This window comes from Planotetraspora phitsanulokensis (assembly GCF_016863295.1).
GTDB classification, from domain to species: domain Bacteria; phylum Actinomycetota; class Actinomycetes; order Streptosporangiales; family Streptosporangiaceae; genus Planotetraspora; species Planotetraspora phitsanulokensis.
In genome coordinates, this window is record NZ_BOOP01000004.1 from 129,406 (window position 1) to 155,255 (window position 25,850).

25 protein-coding genes are annotated in these 25,850 nt (G+C 71.8%); 10 read left to right on the forward strand and 15 right to left on the reverse strand.

The window, feature by feature from the left end; all coding sequences use genetic code 11:
* Positions 1–8: 8 nt before the first annotated feature.
* Genes Pph01_RS06240 through Pph01_RS06255 form a run of 4 tightly spaced genes read left to right on the forward strand, consistent with a single transcriptional unit; the run spans position 9 to position 3,222 of the window.
* The gene (locus tag Pph01_RS06240; protein WP_204071992.1) at positions 9–299 is read left to right on the forward strand and encodes a PAAR domain-containing protein; all 291 of its coding nucleotides are present in this window, start codon (positions 9–11) and stop codon (positions 297–299) included.
* Between the two features lie 2 nt (positions 300–301).
* Complete coding sequence (locus Pph01_RS06245; protein WP_204071993.1) at positions 302–745, forward strand: GPW/gp25 family protein; 444 nt, start codon at positions 302–304, stop codon at positions 743–745.
* Complete coding sequence (locus Pph01_RS06250; RefSeq protein ID WP_204071994.1) at positions 745–2,691, forward strand: putative baseplate assembly protein; 1,947 nt, start codon at positions 745–747, stop codon at positions 2,689–2,691. The genes Pph01_RS06245 and Pph01_RS06250 overlap by 1 nt, the downstream gene beginning before the upstream one ends.
* Positions 2,692–3,222, forward strand: a complete 531-nt coding sequence (locus tag Pph01_RS06255; protein ID WP_204071995.1) for a phage tail protein — start codon at positions 2,692–2,694, stop codon at positions 3,220–3,222. It abuts the gene before it with no gap.
* 57 nt (positions 3,223–3,279) lie between these two features.
* On the opposite strand, the gene Pph01_RS06260 is transcribed toward Pph01_RS06255, so the two are convergent.
* Positions 3,280–4,101 (reverse strand): alpha/beta fold hydrolase, encoded by an 822-nt coding sequence (locus Pph01_RS06260; RefSeq protein WP_204071996.1) that lies wholly within the window; start codon positions 4,099–4,101, stop codon positions 3,280–3,282.
* 106 nt (positions 4,102–4,207) lie between these two features.
* The gene (locus Pph01_RS06265) at positions 4,208–5,035 is read right to left on the reverse strand and encodes a GNAT family N-acetyltransferase (protein ID WP_239116505.1); all 828 of its coding nucleotides are present in this window, start codon (positions 5,033–5,035) and stop codon (positions 4,208–4,210) included.
* A gap of 312 nt (positions 5,036–5,347) precedes the next feature.
* Between Pph01_RS06265 and Pph01_RS06270 the strand changes: the two genes are divergently transcribed.
* Positions 5,348–5,722: a hypothetical protein gene (locus Pph01_RS06270; RefSeq protein ID WP_204071998.1), complete on the forward strand. Its 375-nt coding sequence runs from the start codon at positions 5,348–5,350 to the stop codon at positions 5,720–5,722.
* 140 nt (positions 5,723–5,862) lie between these two features.
* Here the strand turns inward: Pph01_RS06270 and Pph01_RS06275 are convergent, their stop codons facing one another.
* Positions 5,863–6,087, reverse strand: coding sequence for a hypothetical protein (locus Pph01_RS06275; protein WP_239116472.1), 225 nt, complete (start codon positions 6,085–6,087; stop codon positions 5,863–5,865).
* Positions 6,088–6,153: 66 nt separating this feature from the next.
* The gene (locus Pph01_RS06280) at positions 6,154–6,582 is read right to left on the reverse strand and encodes a winged helix-turn-helix transcriptional regulator (protein ID WP_239116473.1); all 429 of its coding nucleotides are present in this window, start codon (positions 6,580–6,582) and stop codon (positions 6,154–6,156) included.
* 89 nt (positions 6,583–6,671) lie between these two features.
* Here Pph01_RS06280 and Pph01_RS06285 point away from each other — a divergent pair, with 89 nt between their 5' ends.
* Positions 6,672–7,388, forward strand: a complete 717-nt coding sequence (locus tag Pph01_RS06285) for a DsbA family oxidoreductase (RefSeq protein WP_204072000.1) — start codon at positions 6,672–6,674, stop codon at positions 7,386–7,388.
* Between the two features lie 101 nt (positions 7,389–7,489).
* On the opposite strand, the gene Pph01_RS06290 is transcribed toward Pph01_RS06285, so the two are convergent.
* From Pph01_RS06290 to Pph01_RS06330, 9 genes are all read right to left on the reverse strand, one after another.
* Positions 7,490–8,389 carry an alpha/beta fold hydrolase gene (locus tag Pph01_RS06290; RefSeq protein WP_204072001.1) on the reverse strand — a complete coding sequence of 300 codons (900 nt, stop codon included), beginning with the start codon at positions 8,387–8,389 and terminating at the stop codon, positions 7,490–7,492.
* Positions 8,390–8,426: 37 nt separating this feature from the next.
* Complete coding sequence (locus Pph01_RS06295; RefSeq protein ID WP_204072002.1) at positions 8,427–9,029, reverse strand: dihydrofolate reductase family protein; 603 nt, start codon at positions 9,027–9,029, stop codon at positions 8,427–8,429.
* Between the two features lie 123 nt (positions 9,030–9,152).
* Positions 9,153–11,942, reverse strand: coding sequence for an AfsR/SARP family transcriptional regulator (locus Pph01_RS06300; RefSeq protein WP_204072003.1), 2,790 nt, complete (start codon positions 11,940–11,942; stop codon positions 9,153–9,155).
* 65 nt (positions 11,943–12,007) lie between these two features.
* Positions 12,008–14,365, reverse strand: a complete 2,358-nt coding sequence (locus Pph01_RS06305) for an ABC transporter permease (RefSeq protein WP_204072004.1) — start codon at positions 14,363–14,365, stop codon at positions 12,008–12,010.
* Positions 14,362–15,045 (reverse strand): ABC transporter ATP-binding protein, encoded by a 684-nt coding sequence (locus Pph01_RS06310; RefSeq protein WP_204072005.1) that lies wholly within the window; start codon positions 15,043–15,045, stop codon positions 14,362–14,364. Before Pph01_RS06310 ends, Pph01_RS06305 begins: the two co-directional genes overlap by 4 nt.
* Positions 15,042–15,566, reverse strand: a complete 525-nt coding sequence (locus tag Pph01_RS06315; RefSeq protein WP_204072006.1) for a PadR family transcriptional regulator — start codon at positions 15,564–15,566, stop codon at positions 15,042–15,044. Before Pph01_RS06315 ends, Pph01_RS06310 begins: the two co-directional genes overlap by 4 nt.
* A 104-nt stretch (positions 15,567–15,670) precedes the next feature.
* The gene (locus Pph01_RS06320; protein ID WP_204072007.1) at positions 15,671–16,936 is read right to left on the reverse strand and encodes a D-arabinono-1,4-lactone oxidase; all 1,266 of its coding nucleotides are present in this window, start codon (positions 16,934–16,936) and stop codon (positions 15,671–15,673) included.
* 87 nt (positions 16,937–17,023) lie between these two features.
* Complete coding sequence (locus tag Pph01_RS06325; RefSeq protein ID WP_204072008.1) at positions 17,024–17,695, reverse strand: response regulator; 672 nt, start codon at positions 17,693–17,695, stop codon at positions 17,024–17,026.
* Complete coding sequence (locus Pph01_RS06330) at positions 17,692–19,143, reverse strand: sensor histidine kinase (RefSeq protein ID WP_239116474.1); 1,452 nt, start codon at positions 19,141–19,143, stop codon at positions 17,692–17,694. The genes Pph01_RS06325 and Pph01_RS06330 overlap by 4 nt, the downstream gene beginning before the upstream one ends.
* 265 nt (positions 19,144–19,408) lie before the next feature.
* Here Pph01_RS06330 and Pph01_RS06335 point away from each other — a divergent pair, with 265 nt between their 5' ends.
* Genes Pph01_RS06335 through Pph01_RS06350 form a run of 4 tightly spaced genes read left to right on the forward strand, consistent with a single transcriptional unit; the run spans position 19,409 to position 23,934 of the window.
* On the forward strand, positions 19,409–20,296 hold the full coding sequence (locus tag Pph01_RS06335) for an ABC transporter ATP-binding protein (protein ID WP_204072009.1): 888 nt from the start codon (positions 19,409–19,411) through the stop codon (positions 20,294–20,296).
* Complete coding sequence (locus tag Pph01_RS06340) at positions 20,293–21,348, forward strand: ABC-2 membrane transporter-related protein (protein ID WP_204072010.1); 1,056 nt, start codon at positions 20,293–20,295, stop codon at positions 21,346–21,348. The genes Pph01_RS06335 and Pph01_RS06340 overlap by 4 nt, the downstream gene beginning before the upstream one ends.
* Positions 21,345–22,766 (forward strand): S41 family peptidase, encoded by a 1,422-nt coding sequence (locus Pph01_RS06345; RefSeq protein WP_204072011.1) that lies wholly within the window; start codon positions 21,345–21,347, stop codon positions 22,764–22,766. Before Pph01_RS06340 ends, Pph01_RS06345 begins: the two co-directional genes overlap by 4 nt.
* A 10-nt stretch (positions 22,767–22,776) precedes the next feature.
* A complete protein-coding gene (locus Pph01_RS06350) occupies positions 22,777–23,934 on the forward strand; it encodes an alpha/beta hydrolase family protein (protein ID WP_204072012.1) in 1,158 nt (385 codons plus the stop codon).
* A gap of 33 nt (positions 23,935–23,967) precedes the next feature.
* On the opposite strand, the gene Pph01_RS06355 is transcribed toward Pph01_RS06350, so the two are convergent.
* Together Pph01_RS06355 and Pph01_RS06360 are read right to left on the reverse strand one after the other, a co-directional pair.
* Positions 23,968–24,828 carry an ACT domain-containing protein gene (locus Pph01_RS06355; protein WP_204072013.1) on the reverse strand — a complete coding sequence of 287 codons (861 nt, stop codon included), beginning with the start codon at positions 24,826–24,828 and terminating at the stop codon, positions 23,968–23,970.
* A gap of 89 nt (positions 24,829–24,917) precedes the next feature.
* On the reverse strand, positions 24,918–25,832 hold the full coding sequence (locus tag Pph01_RS06360; protein ID WP_239116475.1) for an FMN-binding negative transcriptional regulator: 915 nt from the start codon (positions 25,830–25,832) through the stop codon (positions 24,918–24,920).
* Positions 25,833–25,850: the final 18 nt, after the last annotated feature.

Below are 25,850 nucleotides of genomic sequence, written 5' to 3' on the forward strand. Positions count from 1 at the left end.
GACGTGAGATGCCACCCGCCGCACGTGTGGGAGACCCGACCGGGCACCCGGGAACGATCAGCGGACCGGGGGCGCCGACCGTGCTGATCGGCGGCATGCCCGCCGCCACGGTGGGCACGATGCACGCCTGCGCCTTTCCCGCGGTCCCTCCGGCTCCCCCGCATCCGCCGACCCCGCTGGCCGGGCCCGGGGTCCCGACGGTGCTGATCGGCGGCATGCCCGCCGCCGTCGTGGGCGACCTGACGGGATGCGGAGCACCCGTCGTCGCGGGCTGCCCCGTCGTTCTGATCGGAGGCTGACCATGGCGTCCGACTTCATCGGGGCGGGCTGGACCTTCCCCGTGCGCACCGACGCGACCGGCTCGATCGCCCTGGTCCGTGGGGAACGGGAGATCGCGGAGAGCATCCGGCTCATCCTCGGCACCTCACCGGGCGAGCGGCCGATGCGGCCCGAGTTCGGCTGCGCCATCCACGACCTGGTCTTCGCCCCCGCAGACGCCCGGACCGCGGGCAGGCTCGCCTCGGAGGTGCGCCTCGCGCTCGAACGGTGGGAGCCCCGCATCGACCTCGACGACGTCGTCGTCCACTTCGACCAAGTGGACGAGGGGATCCTGCTCCTCGACATCAGGTACGCGCTGCGCGGTGACAACGATCCCCGCAACCTCGTGTTCCCGTTCTACGTGATCCCCGACGACGCGGGCCCCGCCGACCGCGCGGCTCCCACCGATGACGAGGGAGAGATCTGATGGCCCTGCCCGTGCCCGACCTCGACGACCGGCGGTTCCAGGACCTCGTTGACGAGGCCAAGCGCCTGGTCCAGCAGCGTTGCCCCGAGTGGACCGACCACAACGTCTCCGATCCCGGCGTGACGCTGATCGAGACGTTCGCGTTCATGGTCGACCAGCTCCTGTACCGGCTCAACCAGGTGACCGACCTGCACTACCTGCGTTATCTGGAGCTGATCGGCGTGCGCCTGTTCCCGCCGACGGCGGCGCGCACCCACGTCACCTACTGGTTGTCGGCCGCGCAGCGGCAGCCGGTGGTGATCCGGTCGGGCGCGCAGATCGCGGCCGAGCGCAGGGAGGGGGACGAGCCGGTCGTCTTCACCACCGAGGACGAGCTGGCCATGCCGCCGTCCGCGCTGGTCCGCGTGATGACCCGGAACGGCGGCGGCGAGCCGGTCGACCGCGGCGACGACCTCGCCACCGGCCAGGGCTTCGCCTGCTTCGCCGAGGCGCCGGTCGCCGGCGACCTGCTGTATTTCGGCCTGTCCGTGGCGGTGCCCCGATGCGCGGTGCTGCTGCGCGTGGAGTGCGAGCTCACGGGCGCCGGCGTGGACCCGCGCGACCCACCGCTGGTGTGGGAGGCCTACACGGGGGCCGGCTGGACCGCCTGCGAGGTCGACCGGGACACCACCGGAGGGCTGAACCGGCCCGGCGACGTGGTGCTGCACGTGCCCGAGGGGCACGTCACGTCGGTGGTCGGCCAGCACGCGGCCGGCTGGCTGCGCTGCGTCGTGTCCGAACCGGCGGCGGGCCAGCCGTTCTACACCTCCTCGCCCCGGCTGCACGCCGCCGCCGCCTCCACCATCGGCGGCACGGTGGCGGCCGTGCACTCCGACTTCGTGTACGACGAGGTGCTCGGCACGAGCGAGGGCGTCCCCGGCCAGCGGTTCGCCACCCAGCACGCCCCGATCATCAGCTCCGACAAGCCTCTGGTGGTGCTGGTGGTCGGCGACGGCGGCTTCCAGGAGTGGTGGGAGGTCGCCTCGTTCGCCGAGTCGGGGCCCGCCGACCGGCACATCCGGGTGGACAGGGCGGAGGGGACGATCGAGTTCGGGCCCGCGGTCCGGGAGGCCGACGGGTCGCTGCGGCAGCACGGCGCCGTCGCGCCCAAACGAGGCGTCGTCCGCATCCCCGTCTACCGGACCGGCGGCGGACGGCGGGGCAACGTCGCCCGCAACACGCTCGTCGTCCAGCGCGACGCCGTGCCGTACGTCGCCTCGGTGACCAACCGCAGGCCCGCCACGGGCGGAGTGGACGCGGAGTCCGTCCAGGACGCGGCGGTGCGCGGCCCGTTGCTGCTGCGCACCCGGGACCGCGCCGTGACCACCGGGGACTACGAGCAGCTCGCGAGGGAGGCGGCGCCCGACCTCGCCCGGGTGCGGTGCGTACCCGTTGGCGCGGACGAGCGTGGTGTCGCGGCAGGCGTGCGCGTGCTGCTCGTCCCCGCCGTGCCCGACCCGGTCGAGGTGGCCTTCCGCGACCTCCGGGTCCCCGCGCCGCTGCGCGACCGGGTGACCGCCTACCTCGACGAACGCCGTTGCGTCGGCGCAAGGGTCGTCGTCGAACCGCCGTTCTACCAGGGGATCACCGTCGTGGCCCGGCTCAGGGCGTCACGGGACGCCTCGCGCGACGGGGTCCGCGACCGCGCCCTGCTGGCGCTGCGGACCTATCTCAACCCGCTGGCCGGCGGGCCGGACGGCAGGGGCTGGCCGTTCGGCAGGGCCGTACAGACCGGGGAGGTCTTCGCGGTGCTGCAGCGGGTGGCGGGGGTCGAGCTCGTCGAGGAGGTCCTGCTGTTCAAGGCCGACCCGGTGACCGGGGAACGCACGACGCAGGCCCAGGTCATCGACCTCACGCCGAACGCGCTGGTCTTCTCCTACGCTCACCAGATCAAGGTGGAGGTCTAGATGCGCGGCGGCCTGAGCGGGCTCGGCACCGCCTTCCCCATCGGTGAGGCGCTGCCCTCCCTGTACGCCGAGGACGGATACACCCAGCGTCTCACCGAGGCGCTGGACGAGGTGCTCGCGCCGGTGTTCACCACGCTCGACTGCCTGGACAGCTACCTGAGCCCCGAGCTCACCCCGGAGGACATGCTGGACTGGCTCGCGGGATGGGTGGCGCTGGGCCTGGACGAGCACTGGACGGTGCGGCAGCGCCGCGCGATGATCGCCCGCGCGGTCGCCGACTCGCGCGCCCGCGGCACGTTGCACGGGCTGCGGGACCAGCTGCGGCTGCTCACCGGCAGGGACCTGGAGGTCGTCGACACCGGCGGATGCGTCGGCTCGGACGAGCCGGGCAGCCCGCTTCCCGGCTCGGTGGCCAATCAGGTGCTCATCAAGGCGCCCGGCCTGGATCCCGACCGGCTGCGCGCCGCGACCGAGCGCATGTTGCCCGCCCACGTCCGCGTCGTCGTCGACACCGGTACGGCGCCCGCCTAAGGGCGTGTTTCCTCACGGTGTTCCCCGGCATGGGTGAGACCTGACGAACGGCTTCAGCTATGTCGTCGGGCCGGTCAGAGCATTGGCCAGGATCGCTGCGAACTCGACGGGCTGGGACCAGTAGCCGGTGTGGTCACCGGGGAAATCGACAATGCGCTTTCCCCATCGGTTGGCCAGGGTGGTGCTGGGGCGATAGGGAAAGTGTTGTCGCGAGTCGCGGCCGCCCGCCATTGTGATCCGCGCCTGCTGAGCGTCCAGCGCCTTGAGGTCAGGGCGATACCCGGGCGCCTGCCGTACCTCATGACGAAGGAAGAAGTCCAGATTGCCCGAGAGCCGGTTGATCAGCTCGGGGTCGACGCCGGCCGGCCGCTCGAGCGTGTCCGCGCCGATGCCGGTCATGAACACCTGCATGGCCCGGCCGGCACCGTCACGTCGGTACGTCTCGTAGACCTCTTCGAAGAACGCTCGCCACTCCGACGCGTCTGGCAGCACTTCTGCCAGGGGCGGTTCGTGGGCGATCAGCCTGGTGACCAGGTCGGGGCTCTGGCTGATGAGCGCGAGTCCGACGACCGCGCCTGCACTGCTGCCGAAAACGTGGGAAGGTCCGGTGGCGACGGTCTTAAGCAGGCGACGCGCGTCGCCTACGTGCGTCTCGCTCCACCCGGCTTCCAGGGGCCCGTCGAGCGTGCTGCGTGAGAACCCACGTCGGTCGTAGGTGATCACGGTGAACCGGTCGGCGAGCAGGTCCGCAACGGCGTCGAAGAGGCCGGCGTCGCCGTTGCTTCCGGGGATCAGCAGGAGCGTGGGCCCCCTGCCGCGGAGCTCGTAGTAGAGGCGGCCGCCGGGCACGTGCAGGGCGTGAGTCTGTTTGACAGGCATGACGCGGTCCTCCCGTAGCTTACTTGCCGTCAGGTAAGTACTCTACTTGCCTGCCGTCAAGTAAGGCCCAGTTCGTCGAAGCGACCTGCATCGCGGGGTGCGCGGGTCACCGGGCAGGGGCGGCTGCTTCGGCGATCAGCGCGGTGCCGATGGAGCGGAAACCGAGCCGCGCGTAGATCCGGGCGACGTCCGCGTCACCCGCGGAGAGGAACACCGTCGTGACGCCCCTCGACCGGGCGTCGGCGGCCAGCGCGGCGGTGACGGCGGACGCCAGCCCGCGTCGGCGCGCGGCGGGCAGGGTCCCGACACCGACGATCTCGCTGACCGACCCGACCGGCTGGTGGCGGCCCGAACACAGGGCGACGCCGTCGGGCGTCGTCGCCGCCGCGACGACGGTCAGACCGGCGCGCATGCGTGCCCTGACGGCCTCCACCGGCTGGTCGCCGCTCTCGGCGACCTTCGCCGCCAGCTCCGCGACACCGGCCGGGCCGACGCCTGTGCCCGGATCGGCGAACGCCAGATGCACCAGCGCCAGGGCGGAGGGCAGAGCCGGATCGTCCACGTCGAGCACCCGCGCACCGGCGTTCGCCGCCGTCCACGACGGCGCGTCGGCGTCGAGAATCATCAGCGGATGTTCGTGCACTTCGAGCCCCGACGCCTCGACCGCCGCCCGCAGGGTGGGTGTGGTCTCGGCGACCCATTCGAAACTCTCGGGGATCCCCAGCTGCCGCTGCCGTTCCCGCACCCGCGACACGTCGGCGACTCCTGCCGTGCCGGACCATCCATGGGTCGGGCGAGCGTAGTACGGGAAACCTTCGCCTTCGCGCACGAAAAGGGTCAGCGGACCGAACTCCTCCGCCTGTGCCGCGGATCGGGGAACCGCGTCGTAGTAGCACTCGAGTCGATCCAGCACGGCCCGGCGGGCATTCTCCATAGTCACGGGAGCACGCAATCAGACCCGGCGCCTCCGTGGCCACTCGGTTTCCAATCCGCGGGCAATCTCCCGCCCATCGGGGTCGCATCGCCGTGCAAGCCGGATCCGGGCGCGGGGAACCGCGAAGTCATGTCAATCCTCTTAATGGCTCCGGAGCCGGCCCAATACCCGCCAACTCGCCTAGACGCTTCCGGAGACCGATGCCAACGATGGTTGGAGATCCGCAATCGCCGCACGCCGGCGATTCGGAGAGGAGGCACCATGCGCAGGTATCGATCCTCGGCACCGTTAGGCGCGGCAATCCTCGGGGCCTTGGTGTTCGGGCTGGCCCAGGCTCCCGCCGCCCCGGCTTCGGCCGACGCGTCGGCGACGCCCACCACGGCGAAACTCGCGAAGGCGGCGCAGGCGACTCAGCTGAAACCTCCGCCACGTCCCGACCGCGAACGCCACAGATACGGGCACCTCGAACAGCCCCGGTACCGGCACCACCAGCGGCTGCACCACCGACCGCATCATCCGCCGATCAAGCACCGGGTCCCGCAGGAGCAGAGCCAGGCACAGTCGGGCATCGGCAAGTTCGAACAGCACCAGAAGCAGAAAGGCCAGGAGCAGAGCCAGAAACAGGACGGCATCGGCACCCAGACGCAGAGCCAGAAGCAGGCTGATGCGCCTCTGGCCCGGACATGAGCGGCCTCTTTCGACACCGGCATCGCGTTGACGGCGGTGCCCGCGAGAGGTCGCCGGAACGCGGACGACCCCACAAGTGACGGCTCGCGGGGTCGTCCGTCCCGCTCAGGTGCGGACGCGGCGGCAAGGCACGGATCCCGTCAGATCTCCGAGGACGCGAACAGTTCCAGGTGAGCGCACCTCGGGCAGCGGTAGGCGTCGACCTGCCAGCGCTGCCGGCCCAGCCTCTTGGCTCCGCCGAACGGTCCCCGTTCGAGGGCGCCCTCGATCCATCGCAGGTATCCCTGCGAACTCTGACCCGCGTCCTCGACGAAGCCCGGTTCCAGCCCGATCTCCCCGCATTGCGTGCACTTGAAGTCGTTCACGCTGCGGAGCCTAATCGCCGCGACATCCGCGGCGACTCCTGACGGGGCACGGGTGCCTGGGACAGGTCAGTCAGTCGCAGTCGCACTGTCGAAAGCCGCCTGGTGGCGGCGGATCTCCGCGTGGTGGTCTGCGGACCACCCCGCCAGCGCGAGGACGGTGGACAGGAGCGAGCGGCCGAGCCCGGTCAGGCAGTATTCGACCCTGGGCGGGACCTCCGGATAGGCCGTGCGGGTGAGCAGGCCGTTGCGCTGCAGGTGCTTCAGGGTCAGCGTCAGCATGCGCTGGGAGATGCCCGGAATCGCGGCGGCGAGGTCCGAGTAACGGGTCGGGCCGTCGGCGAGAGTGCCGATGATCAGCACGCTCCACTTGTCCCCGACGAGGTCCAGCACCTCGCGGATGAAGTCGGCGTCCTCGTCGTCCCACCGCGCACACGGTCCGGGGACGTCGCGCACCCGCGCTCGCACGTTCTTCGCCGCCACGTCGTCACCTTCCACGCACATGAATGTGCATTTTGTAGGCCTCCCGAATCTTATGCATCATGCGGCTAAGAACAAAAAGTAAGTAGAACGGAGGCCGGACGAACATGAAGATCGAGTTCTGGTCGGATGTGATCTGCCCGTACTGCGGCCTGATGGAGCACCGGCTCAAGCGCGCGCTGGAGCGGTTCCCGCATGCCGCGCGAGTGCAGGTCGTCCACCGGTCGATCCAGCTTCACCCCGACCTGCCGCGGACGGGCGTCACGCAGCGCCGCCTGTTCGACCTGGCGGGGATGCCGCAGGCGACGGGCGAGCGAACCCTGAGGTCGATCGAGGCGGCCGCCCACGCCGAAGGGCTGGTGCCGTACCTCGCCCTCGAACGCACCCTGGGGCCGACCGACTTCGCGCACCAGTTGCTCGCGTACGCCACCGAGCAGGGCCGCGGCGACGAGGCCTGGAGCGCGATCTTCCGAGCCCACTTCGGGCAGGCCCGCAGGCTGTGGACCGCCGAGGAGGTGCTGGACTTCGCCGCCGAGATCGGTCTGGATCGTGCCGGAGCAGCGGAGGCGCTGCACTCCCGGCGTTTTCTGGCCCAGGTGACGGCCGACCAGCGGGAGGCCGAGCGCCTCGGCGCCGGCGGGGCGCCCTTCCTGGTGCTCGACCGCAAGTACGCCATCCCCGGTGCCGTCGGCACCGACGAGCTGCTGGCGGCCATCACCCGGGCGTGGACGGAGCGGAGCGTGGATCCCGTGCCGCTGCCGACGCTCGCCGACGCGGACGGGATCTGCACCCCGGACGGCTGCACCGTCCCGGACCACGCCTGAAGGCTTGAAGGGATCGACACCACGCCGGCGTGCCGGGGCCTGAGGCGCCACGTTCGTCCACTCGGCGTCCGGCACCGCCGGCCGTGCGCGCGCCGAGTCGCTCAGAGCCCGCTCGTGATCACCTCGTCGAGTCTGGCGGCGAACGCCTCGGGCAGCGCGCCGAAGCCTCCGTGGTCGCCGGGGAACGCCACTGGGCGCGTCCCCATCCGCTCGGCCACCGCGATCGCGGCCCGGTTGGGCGGCTCGCCGTCCGAGGCCTCGCCCATCGCGGCCACCACCCGCACCCGCGACTCCTCAAGGGTGGCGAGGTCGGGGGCGTACCTGGAGAACGGCGGCACCTCGTAGCCGATGAAGAACTCCACGTTGCCTTCCAGCCTGGCCATAATCTCCAGCATCTCGGGGTCAGGCGCTCCCTGCGGGGCCTCCCCGCCTCCGGGGATGCGCCGCCCCTCACCGTCACCGGAGGACTCGTCCGCCGGCTCGCCGCCGCGCATCCGCAGGCCGGCGGCGAGCGCCTGCTGGGCGGCTCCGGCCCCCTCCTTGAGGAAGGCGTCCTCCACGTCCCGCATGACGGCTCGCCAGTGGTCGCGGTCGGGCAGCAGCTCGAACAGGGGCGGCTCGTGGGCGACCAGCAGTCGCACCTGCTCGGGGTGCCGGGCGGCCAGTTCCAGACCGATCATCGCGCCGGAGCTGTTGCCGAACACGTACGCCGGCTCGCCCGCCGTGACCCCCACGGCGTCCAGAACGCGGTGCGCGTCGTCTCCGTGAACCTCGATGCTCTGGTGCTCACGGGGGCCGTCCAGCGGGCTGCGCGAGTTGCCCCGCCGGTCGTACGTCACCACCGTGTACCGGTCGGCCAGGCGGTCGGCGAGGCCGGCGTACCCGGCGGCGTCGTACACCCCGCCGCAGATCAGCAACAAAACCGGGCCCGACCCGCGGACCTCGTAATAGAGGTTCGCACCGGGCACCTTCAGCAGGTCCGTCTTGGCGGCAGCACTCATCGTCGTTCTCCTCGGAATCCGGTCGACATTCAGTCGATCACTTGGCCACGCGGTACTTGAGGTGGGCGACCCGCCCCTCGGTCCGCAACCTGACGTCCCCCGTCACGCCCTCGAACAGCCGGTTGCCCGCGCCCAGCAGCACCGGGGCGAGGTCGATGTCGAGTTCGTCGACCAGGCCGGCGGACAGGTACTGCCGGACGACGTCCGCGCCGCCCGAGATGCGCACGTCCTTGTCCCCCGCGGCCGCCTTCGCCTGGGCGAGGGCGCTCTCGATGCCGTCGGTGACGAAGAAGAACGTGGTCCCGCCCTTCCTGACCCAGGGCTCGCGCGCGTGGTTGGTGACGACGAAGACCGGGGTGCCGAACGGCGCCTCCTCCGGCCATGCCACCTCTCCCTCGTCGAACATGCGCCGGCCCATGATGTTGGCGCCGATCCGGTCGAAGGTGTGCCGGACGATGTCGTCGTCGGGCCCGGTCTCGCCGCCTGTGCCGAACCGAAGACGCTCGCGGAAGGTCGCCGTCTCGTACATCCAGGTGTGGATCCGCTCCCCGCCGTCTCCCAGCGGGTTGCCCGGCCGGGCGTTCGGCCCGGCGATGTAGCCGTCGAGGGACATGCTCATCGAGACGAATACCGTGCTCATCGCTCTCTCCCCTGTTCGTGAGGTTTCACAGGGACGTCGGAGCCGCCGGCCACATCTCTACATCCCGCCGGAGAAAACTTTTCGCCGCCCCGAGGACGAGCGACCCCGCCCCGCCGGGGCAGGTCACCGTGCCGGGACCTCCAGGTCGTCCAGCATCGCGGAGTAACGCCTGCGCGCCCTCACCGCAGCCATCACGTCGCCGAGCCGGTCGTAGGCGTCGATGAGGGTCCGCCACGCCGGGTCGTGCCACTCGTCGATCTCCAGGCATCGGACGGCCGCGAGCACCGCCGCGTCCGGCCGTCCCGCCGCCAGCCGCAGGGCCGCCAGTTCACCCGCGCACTCGGCCGCCTGGGTGCGCAGCACCTCCCTCTCGTGCACGACCCACTCCGCTGCGCCGTCCTCGGGAAGCAGATCGCCGCCGTACATCGCGAGCAGGCTCTCCAGAGCCGGGGCCGTGCGCGGCCCGCGCAGCGCCCGGCGGAACTCGGCGACGTCGCAGGGAGCGTCGAGGAGATACGCCTCCCCTCGCCGGGCGACCACGCCCGCCAGGCGGTGGGCGGCCAGTGAGGTACGCAACGCCGACAGCGCGACGTGCAGGCCGCGCGTGGCCGCCGCGGGGTCGCTCTCGGGCCACAGCGCCGCGAGCAGCACGTCGCGGTGCACCGGGCGGCCCGCGTTGACCGCGAGCAGGCGCAGCACGGTGCGCGCCTTCGGGCGCACGCCGGACAGGTCCAGCGCCTGTCCGGCGGCCTCTACGGCGAAACCGCCGAAGCAGCGGACCACCAGGTCGCCCTCCTCCGGCAGGCCGGGTGCCCGCGCAGATCCGTGCTCCGGCGGGCGGGGATCGTCCGGCACGCGCGCGGCCTGCTCGGGGCGGAACGCGTGAACGGTGCGCGCGACCGCTGAGAGCGTCCGCGCGGCGGGCACTCCTGCGCTCCTCGCCTGCGCGTCCGCCCGCCTCGCCTCCTCAGAGCCCGCCCCTGCGAGCACGCCGTGCACGGCGCCGGCCCAGGCGGCGAACACGCCCGCGCCCAGGGGCCGGGCCAGCCGGACGACCTCGTCGGCGGCCTCCCCCGCTGGCCGGCCCCACACCAGGTCGGCGGCGCACCACACGGACGCGGCCAGCAACGCCCCCCACGGATCGTGGTCACGCTCGCATTCCTCCGCGATCCTGCGGGCCTCCTTCCTGTCGGGCTCCGACCCGCCGAGTGCGGGCGCGACCCTCGCCATCCGCGACAACCAGGGCAGGCGGGCCCGCTCGGCGTCGTCGGCGAGCCTCTCCAACTCGACGGTGGCGCCGGCATCCCCGTCGGCCGCCGCGAAGGCTCCGCGTACGAGCCGCAGCGCCAGGCCGTCCAGATCGAGGGCGTCCGGATCGGCGGTCGCGGCCAGCCGCCGCGCGGCGGCCAGGTCCCCGGAGAGCAGCCGCGCGGCGAGCACGGCCACCGGCCGCGAGCCGCTCACCTCGCCGGGGTTCGCCCGGGTCGCCGCGCGCAGTTCGGCCGTCCAGTGCGGAGGTGTGCCGCCGACGGGGGCGCGGGGCGACCATGTGGCGGCGAGTGCGCGATGGCGCCTGCAGGCCGCGAGCGTCGAGGGATGCCGCGCCCGCTGCTCCGCCTGCCGCAGGACGTCCACGGCCTGGTCGACCCGCCCGCGGCTGAAGAGATGACGGCCCTGCGCGAGGAGCAGCAGGGGTTCCTCCGCGACCAGCCAGGCGGGCAGCTCGTCATGCCAGAGATCGCCCTCCTCCCGTGACCCCGCTTCCCACGGGCTCGTGACAGGACCCGCGTCGGGTGAGCGCGCCTCTCCTGGTCCCTCGCCGAGCCCGGTCTTCGGGATGAGACGCCGTACGGCAGGCCAGTCGGCGGCCCGCGCGTACGCCTGCGCGGCGTCCGCGTAGGCGCCTTCGGCCTCGAGCAGGGCGGCGGCTCTGCCATGCCACTCCCTGGCGCCCTGCTCCCCGAGATCCTCGGCGAGCTCGATCTCCAGATGCGCGCGCAGCGCCTCGTGATAGCGGAAGGTGCGCCCGTGGTCGGGGCTGAGCGTGAACGCCTGGAGGGCGGCGAGCCGGTGAAGGTGGTGGCGGGCGTCATCGGTGCCGAGCAGCAGGTCGCACCGCTCCGCCGTCAACACGGTGAAGACGCACGTGCGCACCAGGAAGTCCCGCGCGCCGTCGGGGAGGTCGCCGAGGACGGTCCGCGCCAGATACGCCTGCGACTGCGGAAGCCTGCCGTCCAGGGCGCGGACGGCCGCTTGGCGTTCCCCCTGCGACCGCCCGGACGTCGACAGGTGGAACATGTGCAGCCCGGCCGCCCAGCCGCCCGCCCTCCTGGTCAGGACGGCCGCGTCCTCAGGCAGCAACGTCTCCGCGTAGACGTCGCGGAACAGGCGCTCCACCTCCCACGTGCGGAAACGCAGCGCGTCCTGCCCGACGAGGTTCACCGGGCCGAGTTCGTGCCGATGCAGGTTGATGGCGGGCATCCGGCGGCTCGCGAGCACGGCCTGGACGGGCGCTGCGCTCAGCAGGCGCTCGATGTGGGTCTCGGCGGCCGTGCCGTACAGGTAGTGGAGGTCGTCCACGACCAGAAGGCCGCCGGGAGGGATCCCCCGGGACGCGTCCACCAGCGCGGCGGCGTCCCCGCCCGGATCGGACAGGACCGGATCGGGCAGAAGCGGAGCGAGGGCGGTCCTGAGCCGGCGCGCCAGTGCCGCCGGGGCGGCGTCGCCGGGCTCGAGACGGAGCCAGGCCACCGGACCGGGAAAGCTCGCGGCGTGGTGGGCCAGCAGCGTCGTCTTCCCGCACCCCGCGGGCGCGGCGACCACCGTCACCCGCCGCGCCGATTCTTTCCCCGGCGCTCCGCACAGCTCGGCCACCAGCCGGCTCCGCACCAGCCCGTCCCGCTCCCGCACCATGCCGCCCAGCGTGACCCCGGACCCGGGGGCGGCGCATGAGTAGCCCCCTACCCAACCGTCAAGGGCTATTCCGTGCGCAGCCCCTCCGGCCGGGTCAGCCGCCACAGTGTCGGCAGGCTCAGCCCGGTCACCAGCAGCACCACGGCCGCGCCGAGGCCGGCCGACCAGCCGACCGCCGGCCAGCTGACGGAGACCTCCACGCTGACCATGCGGAGCAGGACGATCCCGAGGCCGAGTCCGAAGCACACCGCGAGGGCCAGACCGACCAGGACCGGAACGACGGTCTGCCAGAGCACCGACCAGGTCAGCGAACCGCGGCGGACGCCGACGGCGACCAGCATGGCCAGCAGCCTGCGCCGTTCCCTGAGCTGTTCCAGGACTCCGACCAGCATGCTCGCGGCGATCAACAGCAGGGTCACCACGATCCCGACGTAGAGACCGCGCCGGATGCCGTCGAACCTCCTCGCCACCTCGGTGGCGGACAGGACGCCGACCGAGCCGAGCGGGTCGATCCGCGCGGCCGTGTTCCGCAGCCGCTCCACCGCGTCGGGATCGTGCGGCGCGAGGCTGACGAACGTCATGGCGACGAGCCCGGACCGGCGACCCGTGTCGATGACGCCGGGGGTGACCAGGATGGACTCGGAGGACGAGATGGGAGCGTCCTGACGCGCCGGCACCGTCCTGGCGCCGGACGGCACCGTCCACGCCGGGCCGCCGTCGACCGAGGTCACCCGGGATCCGGGGCGGAAGGCGGCCTCGCCGGACGGATCGCCTGGGCCTGCGTGGACGAGGAAGACCTCCCCGTCGGAGCACTCGCCGAGGTGGGCGAACTCGGCCAGTGCGGAGCAGTCGCCGATCCGGAGATCGGCGACCGGCGGCGGGGCCCCGTCCGCGGGCGGTTTCCCGTTCACCGTGTCCGTGAGCGTCCCCGCGGCTCCGGTCACGCCCGGGGTGGCGCGCAGCCGGGCCACGGTCTCCTCGATGCCCGCGGACGCCCCGGCGGACACCTGGGTGCGGACCACCGCCTGCGCCCGCGCGGTGTTCTCACCCGTCGAGGTGACCGACCTGCTCTGCACCCCCGCGAACAACATCTGCAGGCCGATGGTGCCCGCGACCGCGACCGCGATCCCGTTGACCAGCCGGGCCGATGTCGCGCTGTCGAACTGGAGCCGGCGCACGGCGAGCTGCCAGGCGACCGGCCCGCCCCGCAGAGGCCGTACGACCAGGTCGATCAGCCAGGGCAGCAGGGCCACCGCGCCGACCAGTAACAGGACGGCCCCCGCCGCGGCCTGGTACTGGCCGGCGACCGCGCTCCCGTCGAAGCCGCCGATCATCGGCACGAGCAGGACGAGGCCGGCCCCGGGCAGGATCAGCCGCCACCAGAGCCGCCGGCGGGCCGTGGCCGCCCGCCGTGCGACGCCGAGCGGCTCGACGGAGACCCCTCGCAACGCGATGAGGCTCACCACGACCGCGACCAGCGGCACGGCCACCGCGATCGCCGTGACCAGCGGGAGGTTGGGGCGCACGTCCCCGGCGTACACGCTGATGTCCCAGAGGGTGACCAGCGGGACGATCTGCCGCCCGGCGAGGAAGAACGCCGCGCCGGCGGCGAGGCCGAGGACCGCCCCCGCCGTCGCCTCGCCCGCGGCGATCCGCCGAGTCATCCGGAGGTCGGCTCCGATCAGCCGGAGCGCCGCCAGCCGCCGGTCACGGCGTTCGCCGCCGAACCGCACCGCGGCGGCGAGGAAGACCCCGGTGGGCAACAGCAGCACCACGAAGATGATCACAACGAGGAGGGTGAGCAGCGGACCGAGCCCCTCCCGCTCCGTGGGGAAGGAGCCGAAGGCGTCGAGTCTGGTCGCCCGGTCGGCGGTCAGCGTGTCACTGCCCAGGTAGTACGCGAGCTCACCCGGCCCGGTGAGGCCCGCAGGCGCGATCATCCCGACGACCCGCGCGCCACCGAGCCGCGGGGCGAACAGGGGACCGTCCGGCGAGGCGAGCACCTCCTGCAACGCCGGGGAGACGACCGCTTCGCCGGGCCCGGGAATCGCCGGGACACCCGGCGGAACCGGCGCCCTCGGCCCCTCCGCGCGCAGGACGCGCCCCCGCACCTGGCTGTCGCGGAAGACCGTGTCGGCGGTCCCGACGAGCACCGTGCGATCAGACGCGGGAATCTCGCCGATCCCGTAGTCGGTGCGTGCGTCGTTCCTCACGTCCCTGGCCTGCAACGCGCCCGGCACCGCGGCGGCCAGCAGGAGCAGCGCCACGCCGATGCCCACGCCGAGCGCGGTGAGGACCGTCCGGGTCCAGCCGTCGCGGCCACCGGTGAACGCGAACCGGGCGCCGAGCAGCACATCGTGCAGAACGGCGCTGCCGCCGTGAGACGCGCCGCGCCCGTCCCCGGGTTCGTGCCGGGCGCTCACAGCGTGCGCTCCAGGTCACGTGTGCGGCCGTCGCGCACCACGACCTCGCGGTCGGAGTAGCCCGCGACGCGTGGCTCGTGCGTGACCAGCACCACGGCGGCACGGGTGTCGCGGGCCGCCGCGGTCAGCAGCCGCATCACGCGTTCGCCGTTGAGCGAGTCCAGGGCGCCGGTCGGCTCGTCCGCGAAGATCACCCTCGGGCCGGTGACGAGCGCCCGGGCGACGGCCACCCGCTGGCCCTGGCCTCCGGACGCCTCCCCGGGCCGCTTGTCCGCGACATCGGCCACCTCCAGGCGCTCCAGCCATTCGGCGGCGCGGCTCTCCGCCTCGCGGCGGCGGACCCGTTCCATGCGCAGTGGGAGGGCCACGTTCTCCAGGCAGGTGAGCTCCGGGACGAGCTGGCCGAACTGGAAGACGAAGCCGAACCGGGTACGCCGAAGCGCGCTGCGCTCGGCGTCGGACATCGCCTGGACCTCCCGGCCTTCATAGCGCACGCGACCGGAGTCCGGCCGCACGATGCCCGCGAGGCAGTGCAGCAGGGTCGACTTGCCCGACCCGGACGGCCCCATGATCGCGACGATCTCCCCCGCGCTCACGGCCAGCGAGGCGCCGTCCAGCGCCGCGGTGGGCCCGTAGGACTTGTGCAGGTCCTCCGCGGTGAGCAGCGGCGCGGCGGTCATGCCCGCACCGTCTTCGCGAGCTCGTCGAGCCGTGCGGCCGTCAGCTCCAGCCAGCGCAGGTCGGCCTCGAGATGGAAGAGCGCGTGGTCGCAGATGAGCTGCTCGGCGAGGTCACCCGCGGTCTTACGGCGGGTCAGCTCACGCATGAGGCGCAGGTGCTCGGCCCGCTGCACGTCGAGCAGGTCGGCCGCCGACCGGCCGGTCAGCACGGCGAGCACCACCTTGGTGTACAGCGTGTTCTGCAGGTACGGCTCGGGCTTCTCCGGGGTGGAGAGCCAGCGCTCCACGTCGGTGACCCCCGCGGAGGTGACGGCGTAGCGCTTGCGCTCCGGCCCCTCCCCGGGCTCGACGGCGTCGAGTTCGACGAGGCCGTCCTTCAGCAGTCGCGACAACGTCGCGTAGACCTGGCCGTAGTGCAGCGGCCGGGAGTGCCCGAACCGATCGTCGTACGCCCGCTTCAGGTCGTATCCGTGGCTGGGACCCTCCTCGAGAAGGCCCAGCAGGGTCTGTCCGATCGACATGCCTCGTGACTATACATGCGGTGTATACCTGATGTGTATAGCAAATGAGGTGCTGCTCCTCACCTGATCAGAGGCGAGGAGCAGCAGGACGAGACCGGACGGCCTCAGACGCCGAGGATGTACCTGCCGACGAACTCGTTGGCGAAGACGCCCGCGGGGTCGAGCGCGCAGGCGAGCGCGCGGAAGTCGTCCATCCGGTCGTAACGGGACCGCAGGACCTCCAGCGCCACGGTGAAGAGCTTGCCCCAGTGCGGCCTGGGGTCGAAGGGCGCCAGCCGCTCCTCGATCATGGCGAGCACGGGGAGCACCGCCTCCGTGTCCTTGACCCACGTGAAATGAAAGGCCACGGTGTCACGCCCGTAGGAGGGGCTCAGCCACAGGTCGTCGGCCGCGACGGTGCGGATCTCCGAGATCTGCAGGACGGCGGCGATCCGGTCCCGGATGTCGTCCAGCGCGTGCAGCGCCGCGACGGCGTGCCGCCGGGGCATCAGGTACTCCGCCTGCAACTCCTCGCCGCTGCTCGGGGTGAAGTCGGGCCGGAAGTGCGGAAGGCGCTCGAACCAGGGCCCGGGGACGCCCATCTGGGTCGTGCAGGCGTCGGCCGCCACACCGGGAACGGGGTGCCGCGGGCCGTCCGCGGGCGTGGCCCCGAACAGGCTCGGCGCGGGCGCGTTCCCCTCCCCCTCGACGCGCTCCTTCACCCATACCTGGTTGATCCGGGACGACCGCCAGTCGGTGAACAGGCTCACGCTGTAGGCCGAGGAGACGACGTCCTCGAAATGCTCGTCCACGACCTCGCCCGCGAGCCCCTCATAGACGTGCTGCCGCACCTCGAAGGCGGGGACGATGTCCAGCGTCATCGTGACGACGGCGCCGAGCGCGCCGAGCGCCACGACGGCTCCGGGGAAGCGGTCCCCGTCCGCGTCCCGGCTCAACGTGACGAGGTCGCCGTCGGCGGTGACCATCTCGATCGCCGCGACCGCGGTGGCGAGGCCCCCGTTGGCGTTCCCCGAGCCGTGCGTGCCCGTCGCGCAGGATCCGGCGACGGAGATGTGCGGCAGGGACGCGAGATTGGGTACGGCCCAGCCCTTCTCGTGCAGGCGGCGGCCGAGTTCGGCGTAGCGCACACTCGCGGCGATCTTGACGGTCGCGGAGGCGCTGTCGATCTCCACGTCGGCCGGCAGGCCGTCGAGCGCGACCAGCGACCCGGACGAGTCGGCGATGTCGTTGAACGAGTGCCCGCTGCCCAGCACACGGACCTTCGGGCTCCGCGCGACCAGTCCGCGCAGTTCGTCCAGAGAGGCGGGACGTTCGACGCGCTCCGCGCGGAATGCGACGTTGCCCGCCCAGTTCGTCACTGTATGGGTCACTGGAGGTGTTCCTCCGATTCAGTTGACGGAGTCGGATCTGCCGTATGTGCACGATAGAGCACGAGCACAGACGGAGACCGGGCCAGGTCAGCCGGTGCCGCCGGGGGAGATCAGGCCGGTCTCGTAGGCGACCACCACGGCTTGCACACGGTCACGCAGGCCGAGCTTGGACAGGATGCGCGCGACGTGGGTCTTCACCGTGGCCACGCTGAGGGTCAGCCGGTCGGCGAGTTCGGCGTTGCTCAGGCCGGTGGCGAGCAGGCGCAGCACGTCCAGTTCCCGTGGCGTCAGCTCGGACAGATCGCGGTGGAGGGCGGGCTTCACGTTGTCGCGGAGGGCGAAACGTTCGACCAGGCGGCGGGTGATGGTGGGCGCGAGCAGGGCGTCGCCGGAGCGCACCATGCGTACCGCGGCCACCAGGTGTTCGGGTGTGACGTCCTTGAGCAGGAACCCGCTCGCCCCCGCTGCGAGCGCGGCGTACACGTAGTGGTCGAGGTCGTAGGTGGTCAGGATCAGCACGCGGGTGTCCTCGGCGCCGCCCGCGAGGATCCGCCGGGTGGCTTCGAGGCCGTCCATCTGCGGCATCCGGATGTCCATGAGCACGACGTCGGGCCTGGTACGGCGGACCGCGGCGACGGCTTCGTCCCCGTTGGCGGCCTCGGCCGCCACTTCGATGCCGTCGGCGGTGAGGATCATGCGGAATCCCGTGCGTACCAGTGCCTGGTCGTCGGCGATGACGGCGCGCAACCGCTCGGTCATGTCGTCCTCCATGGGACGCGGGCCTTGATCCGGAATCCGCCCCCGACAGTCCGTCCGGCGTCCAGAGTCCCACCGTAGACGGCGAGCCGCTCGCGCAACCCGATCAGCCCCCTGCCGTCGCCGGTCCGCGGCCAGGCGCTCCGTGTCCCGCCGGTGTCGGTCACCTCGATCTCCAGCCAGTCGCCGTCATGACCGATCGTCACCGACGCGGCGGCCCCGGCCGCGTGCTTGATCGTGTTGGTGAGGGCCTCCTGTACGACGCGGTAGGCGGCGAGGTCGATCCCGGGAGGCAGCGGCTCCGGCGGCGACACCTCGACGCTCACCGGCACGCCGGCGGCGCGGACCCGCTCCACCAGGGCGTCGAGCTGGTCGAGCCCGGGTTGGGGTTCGAGGCCGTCGGAAGGCCCGTCGAGACGCTCGCCGCCCGGGCCTGCGAGCAGGCCCATGACGTTGCGCAGTTCGGCCATGGCGGCCCGGCCGCCGGACTCGATCGCGAGCAGAGCCTGCTTCGACTGCTCCGGTTCCACGTCCATGACCTTGCGGGCCGCACCGGCCTGGATCACCATCACGCTGACATTGTGGGTCACCACATCGTGGAGCTCGGCGGCGATCCGGGAGCGCTCCTCCGCGACGGCCCTGCGCATGGCGTCCGCCTGCGCCTGCTGCAGCTCGGCGAGCCGATGCCGGCTGGCTCCCAGCTGTCTCCGCCAGAAACGGACGAAGCTCCCGAAGACGCCGACGCTCAGCAGGACGACGAACGGCCCCATCCAATTCGGCAGCCCAGGCGCGACGTCCCGGAAAGCGCTCCCAGCGAGCACGGCCGCGAGCACGAGGCCACCCATGGCCAGGAGCCGGTTACGGCTGTAGGCGACGGCACCGTACGCGGCGACGGCACAGGTCAGCACGGTGATCCAGGTCGCACCCGCGTGGGTGGCCAGCGCCGCGGCCAGCACCACCCAGAAGGTGATGAGCGGGTACCGGCGCCGCGCCGCCAGCGGCAACGCCGTCAGCGCCACAAGGAACACGGGCGGGTCGTAGGGCCGAGGCTGGGCAGACGCGTCGCCGGACGGGTTGCCAGGAGGTCGGGATGGGACGTCGGGCAGGACGCGAGGAGGTGGTGGGTGGCCGGTCGGGGGATCAGGAGCGGGCGGGAGATCAGGAACCGGCGCCGGGGGCGGCGGAGCAGGTTGGAGCCGGAAGTATTCGATCACTTGGGACCGATCCGCATCAGAGTCGTTCACGGAATAGCTCACCGATACGGTCACCGCGATGACCGTCAGGACGATCGCGACCACCACGTCGGCGGCGAGTGCTCTACGAGACAGCCGTGGAGGTCCTTCGCTGCTCAGCCCCGGCGTCTCCCGGACGCCGCGCCGGTCCGGGTAGTCCAGCCGGCTGTCCAGGTCGAGCACATGCCGCCACCACGGCAGTCGTTCACCGGTTTCCACCGGCACATTGTCACCGCCTGCCTGTCCATCACGCATCGGCCGTTGTGACGGGGCTCATGGTCTTGGGGAGTACATCGCAGGGATGACCTGACGGCCCTTCGTTCTCAGGAGGTACGCGATCTCGGCATGACGGCCGACGCGCACCGGCAAGGGCGGCGCCTAGTTTCGTTCCCGCCATCACGCCGCTCTGAAGCCGCGACCTCGATGAAGGCATCGCGGCGCTGTTCATGACCACCTTTCGGACCACCTCTCAGGAGGACACAGCGTGACTTCTGCTCTACAGGCCCAGGCACTGGGCAAGAGGTACGGCAAGCGCTGGGCGCTGAGCGACTGCACCATCGACATCCCGGCCGGCCACGTCGTCGGGCTGGTGGGCCCCAACGGCGCCGGCAAGACCACACTGCTGAAGCTGGCCGGCGGTCAGCTCCAACCGACGACGGGCGGCATCACGGTGCTCGGCGAGCGGCCCGGGAGCACGCCCGCGCAACTGGCCAGGGTCGGGTTCGTCGCCCAGGACACCCCGCTCTACGCGGCACTGACCGTCGCCGAACACCTGCGATTAGGCGCCCGGCTCAACCCCCGCTGGGACGCCGCGCTTGCACGGGAGCGCATCACGCAGTTCGGCCTCGACCCCGCGCACCGCGCGGGCAAGCTGTCGGGCGGCCAGCGCGCCCAGCTCGCCCTCACCCTGGGCCTGGCCAAGCGGCCCGAACTGCTGATCACGGACGAGCCGGTGGCCTCACTCGACCCTCTGGCCCGCCGGGATTTCCTGCAGGGGCTGACGGAGGCCGTCATCACGCACGAGCTCAGCGTGGTGCTCTCCTCCCACCTGGTCTCCGACCTGGAAAAGGTCAGCAACTACCTGATCGTCCTCGTCGACTCCCGCGTCCGGATGGCCGGGAAGGTCGACAGGCTGCTGGCCACCCATCACCGCCTCACCGGTCCGCGCCGCGATCCCGTTCGGCTCCCCGCCGACCAGCGAGTGATCTCCGTCAGCCACACCGATCGGCAGAGCACGTTCGTGGTCCGTACCGAGGCCCCGATCCACGATCCCGCCTGGACGGTCAGCCGGCTCAGTCTGGAAGACCTCGTCCTCGCCTACATGGAAAAGCCCGCGGAGAACCGGCGGGCCGCCGTGGAGGTGCAGCGATGATCTGGCTCACCTGGCGGCAGTTCCGCGGCTCGGCCGTGATGACGGCCGCCGTACTCGTCATCCTCACCGTCGTGCTCGCCCTCACCGGCCCGGACCTGGCCTCCCAATACGCCACCGGGATCGCCGACTGCACCCCGGACAACACCTGCGACCAGTTCTTCGACCGCTTCTTCGACGGACATCAGCTCCCTTTCCTGGCCGTCAGCCTTGTCGTGCTGGCCCTGCCCGCTATGGTCGGGCTCTTCTGGGGAGCCCCGTTGATCTCCCGCGAGCTGGAGGCGGGCACGCACCTGCTGGTGTGGAACCAGAGCGTCACCCGCGGCCGCTGGCTGGCGGTCAAGCTCGGGCTCACCGGCCTGGCGGCCGTTGCCGCCGCCTGCGTGTGCGGCCTCGCGGTGACGTGGTGGTCCGACCCCCTGGACAAGTCGGCCTTTGCAGACTTGGCCCAGATGGCTCCCCCGGTGTTCGGCGCGCGTGGCATCGTCCCGATGGGGTATGCGGCCTTCGCCTTCGTCCTGGGCGTCGCCGTGGGCATGCTGGTGCGCCGCACGCTGCCCGCCATGGCCCTCACCCTGGCCGCGTTCGCCGCGATCCAGATCGCGATGCCGATGCTGGTCCGGCCCCACCTGATGCCCCCGGTCACCTCGACCTTCGAGATCGGCAACGTGAACGGGGGCGGCATCCACGTAGAGGGGCAGGGGGGCGGACCTGTGTACCTATCCTTGCGGGCGGCCGTTCCCGGCAACGCGGGCGCCTGGGTCCTGTCCGGCGACCTCCTCGATCCGTCCGGACGTACGATCGCCGGCACCGGCGAAGAAGCGCCCGTCCCCGTCTCCGTGACGTCGGGACCCTGCGCGCCGCAGGAGGCGGTACCACACGGCTTGGACGCGTGCTGGGCCGAGATCAACCGGCTCGGCTACCGGCAGCAGGCGACCTACCAGCCCCTCGACCGCTTCTGGCCCTTCCAGTGGATCGAGACCGGGATCTACGCCCTGCTCACCCTCGGCCTCACGTGGTTGTCCTTCTGGTGGGTCCGGAGACGCCTTTCATGACCATCATCAGGACCGCGGCCGCCGGGCTTGCCCTCCTCCTGGCGGCGGCCTGCACGGCACCGACGCCGCCGCGCAGCCAGGCGAGCACGGCGGGCGCAACGGCCTGCGCGCACCCCCAGGGACCTCTCGGGACCGAGACGGCCACCACGATCGACGTCATCGAGCAGGCGTACTTCTGCATCCTCGGCAACTACTACAGCGGCCCGACGCTGGACGCCCGCACGCTGCTGACCGCCGGATTCCTCGCCCTGACCCAGGAACTCAACCGCGACGGGCGCGACGTGCCCGACGCGACCATGCCGGCGCTGACCGGCGACCGGAAAGCCGACTGGGCCGCCTTCGCGACCGCCTACCGGAAGATCACCGATCAGGTCCCCGACCTGCGTGACAAGCTGGCCGTCGCAACCCTCGAGGCCATCGTGGCCGCCCTCGGCGACAACCACGCCCGATGGACGCACGATGACGCACGGCCGCTCGACTACTACGACGGCGACGGCTACGGCCTGGGTCTCCAGGCGAACGTCAGCAGCTCGCAGACGGACGGCAGCAGCCCCCGCGTCGCCCTCGCTCCGCTGTTCGTCACCACCGTGCTCGGCGGCGCGGCGCGGGCCGCCGGACTGCACCCGGGGGACGTCATCGAAGCGGTCAACGGCTCGGCGCCCTTCGTCGACGGCAAGGTCACCCCCGCGATCGCCGCGCTCTATCCGACGTATCCCGAGGCGCGCCCGGTCGAGTTGCGGCTCCTGCGGCAGACCACCGGCCGCCGCTGGACGGTCACGCTCAAGCCCGGCCTCTACCAGCGAGACCTGGCCGCCTTGCAAGTGGTGAGGTCGAAGCTGCTGAACGACGACGTCGCCTACGTACGGATGACCGGATTCGCGCCCGACTCCGCGAACAGGGTTCTCAAGGCGATCTCCCGGCTGCGCACCGGCCGGACCCTCACCGGGGTCGTGCTGGACCTGCGCGGCAACGGCGGCGGCAGCCCTGTGGAGGCGATCCGGCTGCTGAGCGCGTTCGTCCACGGCAAGATCACCGCCTACCAGTGCACCGTGGACAACAGATGCGCGACCGCGCGGACCGACGACACCGTCGAACTGCTCCACCTGCCGCTGGTCGTGCTCATCGACCACGGCTGCGTCTCGGCCTGCGAGCACGTCAGCTCCGCGGTCAAGGACCTGCACCTCGGCCAGTTGGTGGGCACCAGAACCGCCGGCGTGATCTCCGGCCCGGCGCAGTCCTACCTGCTCGCCAACAACACCGTCCTGGGCTTCCCCAACAGGCACCACCTGGGGCCCGATCGCGAGGTGATCGACCGGATCGGCGTGCCGCCCGACCACTACGTGCCCCTGACCCCGCAGGACGCGGCCGCCGGGCGCGACCCCGCGCTGGCCGAGGCCCTGACCCTGCTGCACAAGTGAACGGATCCCCATGAGACAGATCCTGGTCATCGCCGCGGGACTGGCCGTCGTCCTGACCGCGTCCGCCTGCTCCACCCCGGCACCGCCCCGGTCCGACGCCCCGCCGGTCACACCGACCGGCCCCACCACCCTGCCCGCGCCTACCGGTGACCGTCCGGTCGGCACCACCGTTCTGTATCTGACGGACACCTCCCGCCCCGACCCCTGGAACCTCGACGTCGACGCCAGGGAGCTCAAGGTCACCCTGTGGTACCCGACCGAGCAGCGCGACGGGCAACGTGCTCCGTACATGACACCCAAGGAGTCGGAGCTCCTGATGAAGGGCTCGGGGATCGCGAGCGCGCCGTACGACACGCTGAGCAAGACCCGCACGAACGCCGTCCAGGACGCCGCACCCACGGGACGAAAGTTTCCCCTGGTGGTGCTCTCCCCCGGCTTCACCAAGCCGATGAGCACACTCACCTCCCTGGCCGAGGACCTGGCCAGCCGAGGCTATGTCGTGGCCGGGATCGACCACACCTACGAGAGCTACGCCACCACCCTCTCCGATGGACGGGTCGCCGAATGCCTCGCCTGCGACAGCGACACCGACCCCGGCTTCGGCACGTGGGCGGTCCAGGGCCGGGTCGCCGACGTCTCCTTCGTGCTCGACCGGTTGCCCTCGGTGTGGGACGGTTCCCGCCTGATCGACCGGTCCCGCATTGCGATGGTGGGCCAGTCGATCGGCGGGGCCGCCGCCCTGGCCGCCATGGTGCAGGACCCCCGGGTACGCGCCGGAATCGACCTGGACGGCACCACCTACGCCCGCATCCCCAAGACCGGGTTCTCCAAGCCGTTCCTGTTCATGGGCACGGAGCAGCACCTTCCCGGCGGGCGCGACAACTCCTGGGACCGCGACTGGAAGCTGCTGACCGGATGGAAGCGCTGGCTCGTCCTGACGGGCGCCGAACACCAGTCCTTCACCGACAGCCCACTGATGGCGGACGCCCTCGCCATCAAGCCCCTACCCGGCACCCTGCCCGCGGCCCGTGGCGCAGAGCTCACCCGCACCTACGTGGCCGCCTTCCTCGACCAGCACCTGAAGTCACAGCGACAGTCCCTCCTGGAGAAGCCGTCATCCCGCTACCCCGAGGTCAAGTTCTGCCCCGAGACCTGCGGTCGATCCTGAGACCCTACGCACGGCGGACGAACTACGGGCGTTCTATTCGCCGGCGGGACGGCCGGGCACGCCGCCGGAGTGATAGCGCCGCCGCTTGGCGGACGCGGCCAGCGCGGCCGCCCTCGCCGCCTCCGTCGGCGTGAACGGCAGCGCCGGGCGGCTCACCAGGAGCGCGCGTTCCGGATGGACGGACACGACCAGGGTCGTCCCGCGTTCCCCCGCGCCATCGACGGTGTCGCCGGGACGCCGCCAGTGGACCGCGGGTGCGCGCAACAACTTCGCCATCGCCTCGGGCAGCCGATCCGGATCCTCGCTGACGCGATGCGCCAGGACCAGTGCCTGGACCCCGGGATCGACCAGATCCTCCACATGAGCGCGCACGATCACCGTGTCGAGCCCTCCGGCCCCGCCGACGGCCGCCCCCAGGTCCCGCATGCTGAGGCCGGCGGGCGCCTCGATCACGAACTCGTCGAGGGCGTCGCATCCGGAGGGCGACACGGCGCTCCCGCCGGTGGCCGCGATGTGCAGAGCGAGGACGTTGCAGCGCAGGCCGGCGAACGCGCCGGCGAGGTCGGCCAGCCGGCCCGGCCTGTCGACCACGCGGGTGCGGATGCGCCACAGGCTCATGGGCCGGTCCTCAGCAACGTCGCGCGTCTCGCGGGGAAGGCGGACGCGCCCGCGCCGCGCGCTCAGCCGTTTGTGGACGAAGGCGCCCGCGATCACCGCTACCCCCAGGCCCACCAGCACCATCGGACCGGGGTCGGTGTGACCGAGGAGAATGGCGAGCAGATGGGCCAGCCCCACTGTCATGAACAGCACCGCCAGTTCCACGGCCTCGCGCTTCCATGACGCGGAGACCTCGTCCGGGGTGCGGGCCCGATCGGCACCGTGCGCTTCGCTCATGAAGCCAGGCTGACCGTCGGTTGTTTCGCGATCACGCAGTGTGCAATTACGGCAGCATTAAACCGCCCGCACGTCTCGTCCGCCGATCGTCACCCCACGCCGCCGGGCGGCGTCCGGCGGAGCACATGACCACGGGCGGCCGCGTCACCGGGCCCGCCCCGCTCGGCGAGCCGGTCCGCGACATGACGCCGGTGCGCCTCGTCGACGTTGCCACCGTACTTGAACTTGCCGTTGATCTTCTGGACGGCCAACCGCAGGCCGCGGATGCCGGGAAGCCGCCGGGAGTGCTCGCGAGGATCGGCCAGTCCACCGTCCAGGCGGGCCAACTGCGCGCGCAGGATGTCGAGCACGCCCTCCGCGTCGGTGACGACCTCCGCCCGGCAGACGAGTTGCACAGCGGCGTAGTAGGTGGTGGGAACACCCAGACGAGGGTCCTCGTCCGTCCCCGGCAGAGCCTTCCATGCGCCTTCGACGTAGGCCCAGTCACCCGCGACCGACAACACGACCATGGGGTTCTCCTCGATCGCCCCCCAGATCGGGTTGGGGCGCGCGAGGTGCAGCACCACCGTGGAGTCGCCGGTCACAAGGAACTGCGTCGGCACCACGACCGGCACATCCCGATCCCGGCCGGAGGCGACGAGATGGCCGAACTCGTTGGCGCGGACGAACGCCATCGCCTCGTCGTCATCGGCGGCGTCCCACGGATGGATCAACATGCGGTGAAATCTATGCGACGCGACATCCGGCACAGTTGGGTGGCCCTCACGGCACCGTCGGATCGTCGGCTCCTCGCGCGAGACTCGCACCACGCCGTCGATCGAGGCCAGTGCCGCGGTGAGCTCGCTGATCGCTCCAGGACCCTGGACGGCGAACCGCACGGAGACGAGCCGCGGATCGCGCACCTCGTCATGCCGCGCCACGGAGAGGTCGCTCACCGTGAAGCCGCGCCCCGTGCACCCGGCCAGGACGGCCGGCAGCACGCCACGCAGGTGCTGGTAGGTCAAATCCTCCTGTGACCAGGG